The organism is Pseudomonas sp. SD17-1 (assembly GCF_029201585.1).
Classification (GTDB): Bacteria; Pseudomonadota; Gammaproteobacteria; order Pseudomonadales; family Pseudomonadaceae; genus Aquipseudomonas; species Aquipseudomonas palmensis.
This window is the reverse complement of record NZ_CP104044.1, coordinates 2,284,574-2,297,008: the sequence shown is the minus strand read 5'-3', so window position 1 is coordinate 2,297,008 and position 12,435 is coordinate 2,284,574. Positions and strand designations below refer to the sequence as shown.

Sequence of the window (12,435 nt, the reverse complement as noted above, 5' to 3'; positions counted from 1 at the left end):
GTTACTCCTTGGGCTTGGCGTTCGCGCCCTTGCCGCCTTTATTGGCCGGCTCAGGGGCCTTTTTGTTCTCGGGCTCTTCGGCTTTCTTCACGTCGTAGTCCTCGATGAGCCCGTTGCGCAGCAGGTCGCGGGCACGAAATTCGTCCACGGTTATTTCCGTGTTGCGCTTGGCGTAGGTGCCGTTGTTGTTGAAGCCCTTGATGGTCTTGACGGTGACTTCTGGCATGTTGTGTCACGCCCGGTTCCCCGGGCGCGCTCCTGGGCTGATTAAGGGGTGGTGTCGAACTCGCCGTGAACGAACGACTCTTCGCGGTAAACCGCCAGCGCCAGACGCTCTTCGGCCCGAATGGTGACCATGTTGGTGCGGAAGTTGTCGCCATCCTCGGTGGAGATCTCGACGGCCGCCTCCTCACGGTCAAACACCTGGGCCGCGATGTTCATCGCACCGACCAGGAACTCGCCTTCAGGTACAGCGTTGCTGTCCACCACCGGCAGCTTCCACAGGCGCTGGACGCCGCCCTCTTGGACGTTGACCCAGATGTAGGAGCCGTTGGCATCCTTGGTCAGCTCGATATCTGCCCAGTCCACCGGGTTCAGCGCGATGGCCGAGGCGCGGTATTCGGCGACGCGGACCTGCAAGATCGCGCGGCGCAACGTATCGATCTTGGTGTCGCCAGTTTTGCGCAGCGCATCTTTGAAGGCCGTGGCTTGAGGGATCAGGCCGAGCAGGTTCTGGCCGGTACCGTCGCCCGCCAGGATCTGTTCTTCTTCCTTGTATTTCAGGCCGTAGATCGCGCGGCCGTTGATATAGCTTTGCAGCAGCGGGATATCGGACAGCACCTGCTTGGAGGCTCGGAACCAGTGGGCGATGGTGCGCACCGGGGTGTCCTTGAGCTCGAAGGACAGGTCGGACTGTGCCTTGGCGGCACCTTCGCCGGCCTGCGCCGCCGCCATGTTCTGGAAGCCACTTTCACGTACATACTCGACGGAGTTCGAAGAGGTACGGCCAGGCATGATCAGATCGCGGATAGTGAATTCGCGCTCAGGCCCCACCACGATTCCAGGCACCCGGGTAGGCTGGATGCCTGCGCCGACACCACCGGTACCGGTAGTGGCACTGGTGATGTTGGTCACAGCCTTGCGGCCGATACGCGCAATGCCACGACCTCGGGTTTGCAGGGACTGGAAGTCCTCGGACTCGGACAGCTCCTCGCCGACCGACTTCGACTCAACCGGGTCATTGGCAGCGAACCGGCGGGCGAGCTTCTGCTCGATCTCCTGCAGACGGTCCTGCAGGCCCAGGCCGTCTTTTACCAAACCATCCAGCACGGTCTTGGTTTCGGTCAGGATGGTGCCGTGCTCTTTGATCTCAGCAGCCGCCTTGCTGGCGAATGCCTTGATTTCCTGGTCGCGCTGGTCGAGCAGTTCATTGACCGCCTTCAGCTGGATCTTGTCGTCGGCGTGTTCCTTGCGCTGGAACTGGCGGTGTTCGGCGCGAGCCTGGTTGCTCATGGCGTTATGCATGGTGAATCCTCAAAACGATGGGAGAGACAGTGCCGGGCGCGACTTCAGCGCCTCGACGATTTCGATTTCTGCCAGGTCGCCCGCGGACTCGCTCCGGAGCAGGTGCTGCAGCCCGCGGTTGGCAATAACCGCCGACTGGGTTTTCGAGAAGCCTGCCTCGCGCAGGAGCAACTCAAACTCGGGCATCGAAGGCAGGCCGCCGTGGGCAAGCTTCGATTTGATGGTGTCGGTTCGTGCTTCATCGTTCGCTGGCACGGTGACGATGGAGATCTCGATCAGGTCCAGCTTGGTCAGCGTGCGAATACGGGTCTTCTCATCGAAGGTGGATTCGCGAACGTAGTAGCCGATGGACAGGCCGGTGATGGAGCGGGTTTGCATACCTCGGTAGGCAATGCGCGCATAGGGCGCGTCTTCCAGCCAGAGCTCGCCAGAGCCGAACAGACCTCGCTCGTCTTCTTTCAGGCTGGCGATATCCCAGCTGCCGATCGGCTCGCCTGTACGGTGCTGCCAGAGCACGGGGAAGGTGCGCCCCTTGGCCTTGGCGTCCTCGATTGAATCCAGGAATGCGCCAGGTGCCACCACTTCGTTGTAGCTGTCGACCACGCCAAACACAGATCCGTAGCCAGAAAAAAGGCCGTCGTCACCGACAGCCTTCACGTCATAGTCGAAGGAGCGGTACTTGACCGCCGCCTGCCGATCCTTGTGCCTCATGGGGTGTTACCTCTTGGCTGGTCGTTGAGCCAGTCGAGCAGCGCCGACTTGGCCTGGTTGGCACCGCCGGGGTCTTCGCCCAACTTGTCGATCGGCAGCATGTTGGATTGCACGGTGAGCTTCGCGGCGTTACCACCTTCAGGCGGCAGGTTCTCTTTGCGCCGGCAGTCGTCCCGGGTGTAGATGCCGTTCTGGGTCATCGAGCTGTAGAAGGCCGCCCGCGCCGCGCTGTCCATGCGCAGCAGGCCTTCCGGGTTGAACTTCACGTAGAAGCGGCGGCGCTCATCTGGGCGCAGCAGGCGCCGGTTGGCGCACATCTCGATGCGCTTGATCCAGGGCAGCAGGGTGAAGGACAGGAAGCCGATCATCTGCTGCTCCATCCCGGTACCCCAACTGGTGGAGTTCTGCGTGTGCCCGACCATCCATGGCGGCACTCGGAACCAGCGGCAAATCTCCTCGACGTTGAAAGCCCGGGTCTGGAGCATCTGTGCATCTTCCGGCGTCATCGACACCGATTGGTACTTCATGCCTGCCTCGAGCAGCATGGTCTTGCCGGCATTGGTCACGCCCTCGTACTGCTTGACCATGTCGTCGCGCAGCTCGCCGCGCTGTTTCGGATTGAGGATCTGGTCGGTTGAAAGCACCCCACCGAGCTTCATCCCATTGGCGAACATCTTGGCTGCCGACTCATCAGCGGCCATCGCCGATCCCAGCACCTGGCGTCCATAGGACAGAGGCGAAAGCCCGCACAGCGGGTCGGTTCCGAACGCCCTGACGTGGACCATCTGCTCATCGGTGAGCGTGTGCGGCTTGCCGAAGCTGTCCGTGTATCGGTATTCAATACGGCCATCTGCCAGGCGGCGCGGCGGCGACATGTTCTGCGGGAGCAGGAACTCCAGGCTGGTCAGTGACCTGCCGCTCATGTGCGGCTCGCAGAAAGAATTCCCCTGCAGTAGCAGGCTGGCCATGACGTTTTCCCAGAACTCCACCGGCGTCTGGTCGGCGTTGGGCTGCTGGCTGATCACGAAGTTGACCGGGTGAGAGCTGGCCACTACAGGCGCGCCGTTCTTGTCTTCGTAGAGCGCGATCGGCAGCGTGGCAATTGTCTCGGCGATGAGCCTCACGCAAGCCCACACCGTCGACAGCTGCAGGGCTGTCTGCTGGCTGACAACCTTACCCGACGCCGAGTCGGTGCCGTAGAACTTGCTCCAGAAAGTGGAATCGGTGAGGCCGATTCGCCTGCCGGCCCAGCCTGCCACGCTGGAAGCCATTCCCGGTTCGGCAGATTTGAACAGCGCTTGCCCAAGCACTTGGGTGAGAGATTTAGCCACTGGTCAACCCCTTGCGGACGAATCCGGCAGCGGCGAGGCAGGCGAAGGCTGCAGCCAAAAGGCCATAGCCCAGGCCCGCCAGTACATACACACCCGCGATGCCCAGCAGCAAGCCGCCGGCGGCGAGTGCCAGAAAGATGATGAGGCCAGTTTTCATAGGGTTCCTGTCAGCCAAGCACGATGGGGTTGGCGAAGAAGTTGTCGAAGCCGCCGGAGCCCTCGGCCACCAACCGCAGCACCGACCCGATAGCCATGATCAGCGCAACAGCGCCGTCAATCTTGTTGTCCTCGCCCTGTTTAATCGGGCGCACCACGTCGTCGTTACCGGGCAGGTTTTTGCCGATCACGTTGCCGATACACCAGGTCATGATCGGATTTCCGTCGTGGTGGAAACGGCCCGCCTCGATCGCCGCTTCCAGCTCCTTCATGGGGTCGGACATGTTGGTGTAGTTCTGGGTGACGGTGACCGGGTTGAGTCCTTCGTCGTCCAGGTCGTGACTGAGACCCGTCGCCCCGTGTGGGTCAATCGGGCTCTCTGAGATCGGCGCGAGCTTGTTGGCTTCCTTGGTGTCCTCGAGTATTTCCCGGTAATCCACTTCGGCGCCGGGTGTCGTGTGCAGATGGCCGGTGTTGACCCAGGCCTGGAAGCGCTCAGTCATGCGCTTGTTGTCCACGTCGTTGGCGGTGTCTTCCGGCACCCAGAACGCTGGCCCGACGCTGTAGTAGTGGATCTTCCCGTCGATCTCTCGCCAAAAAAGCCTGGCCCGGGAGTTCATGTCCAGCTTGCGCGCCAGGTCGAATCCAGCAATCCACTCCTGCCCTTCGAACTGCTCGAGAGAGAGCGTCTTGTCCTCGCAAGCCTTCCAGCTCTGCATGTTGAAAAAGCCAGATTTCGCGGTCACCCACAGGTTCAGGTGCTTGGTCTTGAAGGTATTGGTGAAGCGTGCCGAGCGGATGCCCCTGGCCAGCTGGCTCTCCAGGTACTCCTGGAACACCGACACCCCCATGCAGGGATTGGCCTTGGCCAGGTTCTTCGGGTCAGTCCAGTCGTCGCCCTCGTCTAGCGTCCAGATGTAGCCGAACAGCTCCTCGTCAGGAACGGTGCCGTTCAGCATCTCGATGACCTGGCGGCGCTTGTCGTAGCACGGGCCCTCAATGTCCGCACCGGCGGTGGTGATGATGAACATCAACGGCTGCCTGCGGGCGCCCATGCCGGTGATCATCGTGTCGTACTGAGCAGCAGTGGCGTGCTCGTGGTACTCGTCGACAATCGCGCACGAAGGAGAAGCTCCATCACCAGGATTGCCGATCAACGGCTCGAAGCGGCTTCCGTTGGACGGGATGTTCATGTTCGAGGCGTTTACCTCGATTCCCGCAGCCTCAATAAGCATGGGCGAGCGACTGACCATCAGACGAGCAGGCCGGAATACCTCCCAGGCCTGCACCTCGGTCGTCGCCCCGGAGTAGACCTCAGCGCCGAACTCATTGTCGGCAACGAACATGCTGATGCCGACGCCGGCAGCGATCACCGACTTACCGTTCTTGCGCGGAACTTCCCAATAGCTTTCCCGGAAGCGCCGATACCCGCCCTTCTTCCGGACCCAGCCGAAGGTGCAGGCCAGTCCGAATAGCTGCCAGGGCTCCAGGGTGATCAGCTGTCGCTTGAACGCCCACTCGCCCTTTGTGTGGGGCAGCAGCTGCATCAGCCGCAGTTTCTTCTCAGCCTTGGCCGGATCGAATTTGTACGGATAGTTCTTCGAGCGGCTGGCCGCCACATCCTCGAAGTGCCGCTCGATCGCTTGGTGGATGAAGAGGCAAGCAGGAAACTTTCCTTTGAGGACGGACCTTGCCCACACCATTGCCTTGTCGACGTTCGTGTACTTGGCTCTGGCCATCAGGAACTCAGTAGGGCTGCAAACTCGTTGGTGGATTTCTGCTTATTGCCGCCGATGATCCGCGTGCGGCTGGCGGGGTCCAGGCCCAGCATCGAGCCGAAAGTGACCATCTGGCGCATTGCTTCGTTGGCCGCGGTCAAAGCCGGGTTTTTTATGGGGCTGCCCTGGGCCGACTCTACGACGATGCCGAACTGATCGACAGAATCCTGAGCCAGTCGCCAGTTGCTGTAGGCCGTGCAAAAGGCTTCAACGTTGTGCAGGTCGGTCAGTGCAAGGACGTTTTCGCGCAGCAGCTCCGGCACGAGCATCCGCCACACGACAGCTGCGCGCTCGCTCAGCCACTCCGGCGGATCGACATCAGTGATGCGGGTGAACTCGGGTTCGGCCTTGTTCAGTGCCCGTTTGCCGGGGTTACCGGCGAGCTGTTTCTTGGCCGTCGGCTTGGGTTTGCGACCACGGCCGGCGACCGTGGCGGGGCCTCCCATCGCGCAACTCCTGAATTTTTAATTTCGCGGGTGTGAAAAAAAGACTGAGGGTGCGGTGTCCGAGCGAAAGGGCCTGGACTTTTGACCCTCCCCCTCCCCGTCAACGAGATTTCTTCTCACTTTCGTCGTTTTCGATCATTTTTTGACCGTTTTCGACTCCCGCTGCGTCTTGGCCTTGTGGCAGTCGCGGTTGATCGCTCGAAGGTTGTCGTCATCGTCGGTACCGCCGTGGGCCAGGGCCACGATGTGGTCAACTTCATGCGCTTCGCGGATGCGACCAAGCTGCGTGCAGTCATCGCACCGACAGAGGTACCGATCTCGCTTCAGGATTCGCTCACGCTTGCGCCGCCATGGCCGACCACCACGCCCTGATCCCTTGCGAGTCGCCCAGGCCTTGGCCTGCTCGGCAGCCAGCTCAGCATGGCCCTCACAGTAGCCGCTGGCATTGCGGTGCAGTGCACGGCAACCTTGGGCTCGGCAAGGCCGCTGCGGCCTCAGCGGCATGGGGCGCCGCCCAGGTAGGTCCTCGGAGTCGCGTCAGCGTCTGCCGCCTGGTCATCGGCCAGCGCTTCGATCAGCGCCAGGTTCTGGCTGGCGATCTGCTCGAGCAACGCGGTCTGTTTCTTCTGCTCGGTCAGCAAGTCGCTCACGCCAGGCTGCAGTTGAGCGGTGATACCCGCCTCAAGTACAAGAAGTTCACAGTCCAGGCGATCGGTCGTGCCCTTCAGGACCCCTGCCAGCTTCTCGCGTACTTCCGCCTTCAGAGGAAACGGCACGCTGATCACCAGCAGGTCGCCCTTCTTCGGGCTCAGACTCTCGATTTGGCGCGAAAAGGCTTCTTGCTCGTTCATATGCCACCTTTGTCCATTTGTTGATTCGTTCGCGCCGGGCGGCGCATCCGCTACAGGCCATCGCCTTCAACAGCCAGGTTGTTCCCGTCAACCGTGAACACGACTGTCAGGCGTACAGGCTGGCCTGGTTCGCTGTGCAAGGTGGTGCTCAGTTGGCTCGGCAGCACGGCGCCATCCTCTGTATGCAGCGCAAACGGGGCCTGGTGATCACGGCGGCCGGGCACGTAGTGACGGCACTCGCTGTCGAGGCTGGTTACCTCGATGCCGGGGATCAGTCTCTTTAGGATCAACTTCATGCTCTACCCCTGTGCTTTGCGTGACAGAAACAGGTCCGAGTAGCCGCGAAGCTTCTCAACACCCATGAACCCGACCATGCCGCCGGCGAAGGTGGCCATGCCCTGCGGCAAGCCCATCCATTCGAGCAGCGGCACCAGGGCCAGGGTGATAAGACCGCACAAGGCGCCCTCCAAGAACATCTGCCGGCGAGTGCCACCGCCATAAACCACCCGGAGGACGGCGATGGCGACTGACAAGCCAGCGGCATACAGCTGAGGCTGATGGGCTAGCACCCAGGTGAGCACAGCGGCCCACAGGCCAGGATCCTTCTCGGGCATGTTTGGCATCTCGGTTCCTCCCTTTTGGGAGCGGAATGGATTCGGCCCCAACAGCACTCCCAGCTCAGGGCTATGGGTGTGATGGAGCCGAAAACGAAAAAGCCCCGGCATATGCCAGGGCTTCGTGGAGAATGTTACTTAGAGTGTCGCGGCTTAATCTCTTTTAATCCGGATGAAGTAGCCAGTTTCAACCACCTCAACACTAATCCGATCGGAACGGAAGTGATCACAGAGACCGAGCTGCACGCCTTTTGCAATCAGTCGAGTTCGATCTGGGTGATCATCGCCGCTATCTACATGAGTCTCGAAAGGCTCACTCGATTTTGACTCGGCAAATTCCCTCGTCGCCATATCCTGAATGGCCTCAACCATTCCATTGATTTCCTGCTTGGTACTCTGATCCATCTCGCATCCTCTGTTCGGATAAAGAGTGGATGATTTCACAACTTGCAGATAGCAAAAAGCCCAGCACAATGGCCGGGCTTTTGTGCCACTCCTCAGCAACGCGCAGGAATGACAGGATGGGGATAATTTCGCTCAGTCGCTCACTGATGTCAACAGGCAATCACGCGGCCTCTTTCATCAGCAACCCTTCAGCCTCCAGAATCACTTTCACATCAGCCAGTGCGTCATCCACCAGGCCTTCGAGTTTCTCGTTGATTTCAGCCCTCCAGCGGCGGCGCGTCGACTCCGGAGTAGCATCGAGGTCCCAGGTGTTCATGTCGTAGAAGCTGTCCGGCAGGATGATCACGCCCTCTTGTAACGCCTCGATGCGTTTCTTTTCCGCTTGGCCAGCAGCAACGGCAGCATTCACGGTAGCGTCACGACGCCAGGCCGAGGCATCCAAAGGAATCTCAACCGACACGGAACGCGGCGGCTTACGACGAGCGCCCTTGAGCTTCGGGATTGCCCAGGCCGTGACCGCCTTGTAGATGAACAGCTGCGAGGCTGGGCTGGCAATGCGCGGCCGCACCAGGGTGATGGCCTGGACCTTCTTCGCCTTGTTCGTGCTGTACTTCGCCACCAATACATCCCAGTGCTGCGGCTTGAGCATGTGGTGCAGTCGCGCAGACACCCAGAAGTCGATCTGGGCCTGGTCGACGCCTCCCGGCTGGCCGGCAAGCGACGCCAAGCATCCGCCCTCTTCCTCCGCCGCTTTGTACAGCTTCTGCCACGCCTGCCCCTTTGCTGATCCCTTCTCGCCAGCCGCCAATGCCGCGACTACCGCTCCCGATACGCTGCTATAGATCATGCCCTTCCCCTCAATCGCCCGTGTAGTTTGTGCCGCCGGCGCCCAGCCGGTTGCCATCCTGATACAGAGCCTCCGGCCCAGTGGCCCGAGGCTTCTTCAACTGTTCGATCTGCCGTGTCGCTGCCTGCAGCCTCATGGCGAGCTGGGTCACCAGTTCATCCAGGGCCAGGGCCTCGCCGGTTGCAGCCGCCACAAAGCCCGAGGCATGACAGTGGCTGCATGGCAGTTCGTGAAACACACCCTGAGTGACCGCTCTCCCACGGCACAAAGGGCACTGAGCCAACTTGATCGCAGCCTTCTTGAAGGCAGGGCCATGGCTCTTCCTTGTCACTTTGAATCCTCGCTAATAACAAATTCGTCAATACCGCTTGGAGCCCCGCCAACCGTGGGCTGCACGCGACTCTGTGAAACTTCAAATAAGGCCTCGGTAAGGCCGTGAATGGCCGAAAAACCGATGCTGTCTAACCAGCCGTGCCACTTCTCCAGGGCTGCCCGGCGCTGCTGCATGGCCTGGGTGTGGATGTAGGTGCTGGCGATCTTGCCCAGCGAGTGGTTCAGCAGCATCTCGCCGATGTGCCCGTCGATACCGAGGTCGGTCCAAGTGGTACGAGAGACTTTGCGCAGGTCGTGACTGGTCCACTGCCCCTGCCCCAACCGGGTGAACACGGCGCTGGCCTGGGTCTCGCTCAGCGGCTGACCGCGACGATTCGGGAACAGGTAAGCGCCCTCATAGCCCCCGGCCTGCTGGATGGCCCGGTACCGACTCAGCAGCGCCTTCAGCTGGGCCGTCAGTGGCAGGCGGTGCTCGGTGCGGGTCTTCGCGTTGGCTGCGGGGATGAACCACTCGGCAGCGGCCAGGGACACATCGCTCCAGCGCGCCAGCCGGGTCTCACCGATCCTGCTGCCGTGGGCCAGCATCATCAGGGCCAGCATGGCGTCGCCGGGCGCCTGCTCGAAGGCCTGGGCCAGTTGCTGCATCAGTTCGGGCAACTGCACGCCACGCAGCCGCGCTGCCTTGGGCAGGATCTTGGCCTTGGTGAAGTCGCTGAAGCGCATCCCGGCCATGGGGTTTCGATCAATCAGACCCAGCTTCAGGGCTTGGCGGAACGCGGTCAGCAGCAGCGCGAACATCTGGCGCAGGTATGACAGCGACACCACGGCCTGGCTCGGCCACATCAGCTGCTTGTCCAGGCTGTCGGCAGTCACATCGACTACGGCCAGGTCATCCAGCCGCGGCTTCAGGTGCTGGGCGATGGCCGAGCGGGCACTGGCCTTGCGCTTGGCCGACAGTGACCGATCACGAGCCATGCGATCGCCGTACCAGTCGAGCAGTTGGCCTACAGTGGCAATGCCCGAGGCTATGGGCGCGGTCACAGGGTCGCGCATCAGGCGCTGACGCAGCGTAGGCAGCTCGGTCAGCACCGCTGCAACGCTGAGGTCGGGCCAGCGAGCAATAGGCGCCCAGTGCTTGCCGCGCACAAGGTGCCAAGTACCACGGTCACGACTGCTCCAGAATCGCAGGCGCAGGCCGGGGTGGCGTGCGTCGCGCAGGTCTCGTACCGACATGTCGGCGGCCTGACGGCGCACCTCGGCCTCGCTGAACTTCACTTCCCGGGTCGCGCTCATGCAGCCACCCGGGTCTGCGGCTGCAACAGGTAGGCCCTGATCGCCTCAACGGCATCGATCCGGCCACGACACACGATGGCCAGGTAACCCTGATCGGTCAGCGCCTGAATGCAAGCGTCCTGGCTGGCCGAGACCGGCGCATCGAACGGCGGCATGGCCTTGAACTCGATGTACAGCCCGAAGTGCCCACCCCGCGCCATCGGCAGCACCAGGTCAGGAATGCCAGCCTTCACGCCCTGGGCCTTCAGCTTGGCGGCGACCGCTTTCACTCGGTGCCCGCCGTTCGGTACGTGGTAGATCAGCTTGAATGCGGCCGGAAAGCGCAGCTGCAGTTCGCGCATAAGTGCGGCCTGTTCTTGGCCTTCACGGTCCACGGGTTTGGCGCGCGGCTTGCTGGGCGCGGTCTTGGCGGGAAACAGGCGAGCAGCCCTCATGAGAGGTCGTCCTTATGCAGATCGATGACGGTGAAGGTGCTTGGCCACATGCGCAGGCCGTGCAGCCTCGCCGACTGCTCGTCGCGATACAGGCCCACGGGCGGGTGTGGCTCGGTAGTGAGGTCGAGCAGATGCCCGCAGGCATAGAGCGCCCAGCGGTACTCTGCGAGGTCGGGCGCGGCCAACATTGAATGAGTCATGACCGACCTCCCCGGGCGGAGCGCAGCGCGTCAAGCGCGGCGCGGCCAACATCCAGCGAGCGCGGGGCGGCCGGTGCAGCGAGCTCGGCAACCGGTACCGGGCCAAGGCTCTCGCCTTGCCAGATCTTCCGGCACTGCACCAGATAGTGCTTCTCGAAGCAGGCCAGCCCGAGCTCACGCGACATCAGTGGCAGGCTGTGGAAGCCAGTCGCAGCAGTCGCGTGGTAGACAGCTGGATGCATCCACTTCGCTGATGTGCGCATTGCCGGGTGGCAGTTGCGCAGACCCTGGGCATAGGCCTTCTCGACGCCGGGCAAGCCAAGGCCTTCGGGAGCGAAACACCAGCTCACAAACACGCCAGGCGCCGGGATGAATGCCGACTTGTTGGCACTCAGCACGCGCATGCCGTGATCGATCTGCTCCAGACGGGTGATGCCCGAGCGCATAAACTCGCCGAGCCATTCCAGCTTGGCCGCGTCCATCACCGCAGGAGTTGGCCAGGATTGGCGCCAGGCGCCGCAGGCTCCACGTAGCCGAAGAAACAGGTCTTCGATCACCTGGCGGGTTGCCGGATCGATCGGCATCGCTCCCGGCTCTACCGGAGGCTGATAGGTCGGATCGGTTCGGCGTTTGGCCAACAGCTGGCGGACGTTGGTGGCTGTCATACTCGAACCCCCTTCTTGGTCCAGTCGGTACCGGCCTCTTCGTGCGCAGCTGCGCCCTTGGCTTTTTCGGTCTTGACCCACTTGGCCAGGCGGAAGCACCAGCCGCCGTTGCTGTCGAACACCTGCGGCTTGGCGATGTAGTAGCCCAGGAAGCTCTGGAGCGCTTCCTCCGTCAGAACCTCAAAGGTCAGGCCGGCCAATTTCAGCTGGGCGGTAACCAGGTTGGTGGGTGGATTCCACTCGGCGAACATGGCGAAGTGCTGGCGATCTTCCTGCGGCTCAATGGCCTGTCGATCCTGCTGCTCGATTACGCCAGCCAGATCGCGCGGCTGCTGCTCTTCGGTTAATTGATGGTTCAATGACGGATTGGGTGCAGCTGCTGCACCCCGTTCTGCGTTTTCCTGCACCCCGTTCTGCTGTGAGCTGCACCCCGTGCGGTCAGCTGCACCCCGCTCTTTACGGGGTGCAGTATTTGCACCCCGCTTCAGTTGCAGGTCATAGACCACGGGTCGGCGATCCCGGCGGTCGATGTACGCCGCAGCGATGGCTTGGTTTCCCTCAACGATGAAACCGCCCTTCTCCAGCTCGTCCAGCTTGAGGCGGACGGTGCGCTCGGACAGGCCAGTGTCTTCGGAGAGCGTGCCTGCAGAGGGGAATGCCCCACGACCGTCGCTACCGGCGTAGTTCGCAAGGCACAGCAGCACATGACGCGCGGCTGGGTTGTCGAGCGAGGCCTTCGGGATGGCCAGCGCCCAGGTCATTGCTTGAACGCTCACGCCCCGCCCTCGCCGATGTCGACCTGACGCGACAGGTTCACGGGGAAACCGAAACCTGACGCGATAGGGCT

General features: G+C 62.0%; 19 protein-coding genes. All 19 read right to left on the bottom strand.

The window, feature by feature from the left end:
* Nucleotide 1: 1 nt before the first annotated feature.
* Complete coding sequence (locus tag N0B28_RS10365; protein ID WP_100634580.1) at nt 2-226, bottom strand: hypothetical protein; 225 nt, start codon at nt 224-226, stop codon at nt 2-4.
* A gap of 41 nt (nt 227-267) precedes the next feature.
* Nucleotides 268-1,524: a phage major capsid protein gene (locus N0B28_RS10360; protein WP_275731698.1), complete on the bottom strand. Its 1,257-nt coding sequence runs from the start codon at nt 1,522-1,524 to the stop codon at nt 268-270.
* A gap of 9 nt (nt 1,525-1,533) precedes the next feature.
* Nucleotides 1,534-2,235 (bottom strand): HK97 family phage prohead protease, encoded by a 702-nt coding sequence (locus N0B28_RS10355; protein WP_275731696.1) that lies wholly within the window; start codon nt 2,233-2,235, stop codon nt 1,534-1,536.
* Nucleotides 2,232-3,566 (bottom strand): phage portal protein, encoded by a 1,335-nt coding sequence (locus N0B28_RS10350; RefSeq protein ID WP_104572158.1) that lies wholly within the window; start codon nt 3,564-3,566, stop codon nt 2,232-2,234. Before N0B28_RS10350 ends, N0B28_RS10355 begins: the two co-directional genes overlap by 4 nt.
* Nucleotides 3,559-3,723: a hypothetical protein gene (locus N0B28_RS10345; RefSeq protein ID WP_275731694.1), complete on the bottom strand. Its 165-nt coding sequence runs from the start codon at nt 3,721-3,723 to the stop codon at nt 3,559-3,561. Before N0B28_RS10345 ends, N0B28_RS10350 begins: the two co-directional genes overlap by 8 nt.
* Nucleotides 3,724-3,733: 10 nt before the next feature.
* On the bottom strand, nt 3,734-5,461 hold the full coding sequence (locus N0B28_RS10340) for a terminase large subunit (protein WP_104572157.1): 1,728 nt from the start codon (nt 5,459-5,461) through the stop codon (nt 3,734-3,736).
* Entirely contained in the window at nt 5,461-5,946 is a 486-nt protein-coding gene (locus tag N0B28_RS10335; protein WP_104572156.1) for a phage terminase small subunit P27 family, read from the bottom strand. The genes N0B28_RS10340 and N0B28_RS10335 overlap by 1 nt, the downstream gene beginning before the upstream one ends.
* A 135-nt stretch (nt 5,947-6,081) precedes the next feature.
* Nucleotides 6,082-6,450 carry an HNH endonuclease gene (locus N0B28_RS10330; protein WP_275731692.1) on the bottom strand — a complete coding sequence of 123 codons (369 nt, stop codon included), beginning with the start codon at nt 6,448-6,450 and terminating at the stop codon, nt 6,082-6,084.
* Nucleotides 6,441-6,797 (bottom strand): hypothetical protein, encoded by a 357-nt coding sequence (locus N0B28_RS26265; RefSeq protein WP_345799354.1) that lies wholly within the window; start codon nt 6,795-6,797, stop codon nt 6,441-6,443. Before N0B28_RS26265 ends, N0B28_RS10330 begins: the two co-directional genes overlap by 10 nt.
* 50 nt (nt 6,798-6,847) lie before the next feature.
* Nucleotides 6,848-7,093 carry a hypothetical protein gene (locus tag N0B28_RS10320; RefSeq protein ID WP_275731691.1) on the bottom strand — a complete coding sequence of 82 codons (246 nt, stop codon included), beginning with the start codon at nt 7,091-7,093 and terminating at the stop codon, nt 6,848-6,850.
* A 3-nt stretch (nt 7,094-7,096) separates the two neighbouring features.
* Nucleotides 7,097-7,420 (bottom strand): phage holin, lambda family, encoded by a 324-nt coding sequence (locus tag N0B28_RS10315; protein ID WP_010952643.1) that lies wholly within the window; start codon nt 7,418-7,420, stop codon nt 7,097-7,099.
* 144 nt (nt 7,421-7,564) lie between these two features.
* The gene (locus N0B28_RS10310) at nt 7,565-7,816 is read right to left on the bottom strand and encodes a hypothetical protein (RefSeq protein WP_275731686.1); all 252 of its coding nucleotides are present in this window, start codon (nt 7,814-7,816) and stop codon (nt 7,565-7,567) included.
* Nucleotides 7,817-7,976: 160 nt separating this feature from the next.
* Nucleotides 7,977-8,663, bottom strand: coding sequence for a hypothetical protein (locus N0B28_RS10305; RefSeq protein WP_275731684.1), 687 nt, complete (start codon nt 8,661-8,663; stop codon nt 7,977-7,979).
* 10 nt (nt 8,664-8,673) lie between these two features.
* Complete coding sequence (locus N0B28_RS10300) at nt 8,674-8,994, bottom strand: hypothetical protein (RefSeq protein WP_275731682.1); 321 nt, start codon at nt 8,992-8,994, stop codon at nt 8,674-8,676.
* Nucleotides 8,991-10,289, bottom strand: a complete 1,299-nt coding sequence (locus N0B28_RS10295) for a site-specific integrase (RefSeq protein ID WP_275731680.1) — start codon at nt 10,287-10,289, stop codon at nt 8,991-8,993. Before N0B28_RS10295 ends, N0B28_RS10300 begins: the two co-directional genes overlap by 4 nt.
* Nucleotides 10,286-10,723: a VRR-NUC domain-containing protein gene (locus tag N0B28_RS10290; RefSeq protein ID WP_123753187.1), complete on the bottom strand. Its 438-nt coding sequence runs from the start codon at nt 10,721-10,723 to the stop codon at nt 10,286-10,288. Before N0B28_RS10290 ends, N0B28_RS10295 begins: the two co-directional genes overlap by 4 nt.
* Nucleotides 10,720-10,923 (bottom strand): hypothetical protein, encoded by a 204-nt coding sequence (locus N0B28_RS10285; RefSeq protein ID WP_236176112.1) that lies wholly within the window; start codon nt 10,921-10,923, stop codon nt 10,720-10,722. Before N0B28_RS10285 ends, N0B28_RS10290 begins: the two co-directional genes overlap by 4 nt.
* Entirely contained in the window at nt 10,920-11,588 is a 669-nt protein-coding gene (locus tag N0B28_RS10280) for a replication protein P (protein ID WP_275731676.1), read from the bottom strand. The genes N0B28_RS10285 and N0B28_RS10280 overlap by 4 nt, the downstream gene beginning before the upstream one ends.
* Nucleotides 11,585-12,349: a helix-turn-helix domain-containing protein gene (locus N0B28_RS10275; protein ID WP_275731675.1), complete on the bottom strand. Its 765-nt coding sequence runs from the start codon at nt 12,347-12,349 to the stop codon at nt 11,585-11,587. Before N0B28_RS10275 ends, N0B28_RS10280 begins: the two co-directional genes overlap by 4 nt.
* Between the last annotated feature and the right edge of the window lie 86 nt (nt 12,350-12,435).

Bases quoted from the DNA above. Each gene is read 5' to 3' on its own strand.
- N0B28_RS10275 (WP_275731675.1), bottom strand. From the start codon at position 12,349: ATGACCTGGGCGCTGGCCATCCCGAAGGCCTCGCTCGACAACCCAGCC.
- N0B28_RS10335 (WP_104572156.1), bottom strand. From the start codon at position 5,946: ATGGGAGGCCCCGCCACGGTCGCCGGCCGTGGTCGCAAACCCAAGCCG.
- N0B28_RS10330 (WP_275731692.1), bottom strand. From the start codon at position 6,450: ATGCCGCTGAGGCCGCAGCGGCCTTGCCGAGCCCAAGGTTGCCGTGCA.
- N0B28_RS10345 (WP_275731694.1), bottom strand. From the start codon at position 3,723: ATGAAAACTGGCCTCATCATCTTTCTGGCACTCGCCGCCGGCGGCTTG.
- N0B28_RS10280 (WP_275731676.1), bottom strand. From the start codon at position 11,588: ATGACAGCCACCAACGTCCGCCAGCTGTTGGCCAAACGCCGAACCGAT.
- N0B28_RS10290 (WP_123753187.1), bottom strand. From the start codon at position 10,723: ATGAGGGCTGCTCGCCTGTTTCCCGCCAAGACCGCGCCCAGCAAGCCG.
- N0B28_RS26265 (WP_345799354.1), bottom strand. From the start codon at position 6,797: ATGAACGAGCAAGAAGCCTTTTCGCGCCAAATCGAGAGTCTGAGCCCG.
- N0B28_RS10295 (WP_275731680.1), bottom strand. From the start codon at position 10,289: ATGAGCGCGACCCGGGAAGTGAAGTTCAGCGAGGCCGAGGTGCGCCGT.
- N0B28_RS10355 (WP_275731696.1), bottom strand. From the start codon at position 2,235: ATGAGGCACAAGGATCGGCAGGCGGCGGTCAAGTACCGCTCCTTCGAC.
- N0B28_RS10305 (WP_275731684.1), bottom strand. From the start codon at position 8,663: ATGATCTATAGCAGCGTATCGGGAGCGGTAGTCGCGGCATTGGCGGCT.
- N0B28_RS10285 (WP_236176112.1), bottom strand. From the start codon at position 10,923: ATGACTCATTCAATGTTGGCCGCGCCCGACCTCGCAGAGTACCGCTGG.
- N0B28_RS10310 (WP_275731686.1), bottom strand. From the start codon at position 7,816: ATGGATCAGAGTACCAAGCAGGAAATCAATGGAATGGTTGAGGCCATT.
- N0B28_RS10365 (WP_100634580.1), bottom strand. From the start codon at position 226: ATGCCAGAAGTCACCGTCAAGACCATCAAGGGCTTCAACAACAACGGC.
- N0B28_RS10320 (WP_275731691.1), bottom strand. From the start codon at position 7,093: ATGAAGTTGATCCTAAAGAGACTGATCCCCGGCATCGAGGTAACCAGC.
- N0B28_RS10340 (WP_104572157.1), bottom strand. From the start codon at position 5,461: ATGGCCAGAGCCAAGTACACGAACGTCGACAAGGCAATGGTGTGGGCA.
- N0B28_RS10360 (WP_275731698.1), bottom strand. From the start codon at position 1,524: ATGCATAACGCCATGAGCAACCAGGCTCGCGCCGAACACCGCCAGTTC.
- N0B28_RS10315 (WP_010952643.1), bottom strand. From the start codon at position 7,420: ATGCCAAACATGCCCGAGAAGGATCCTGGCCTGTGGGCCGCTGTGCTC.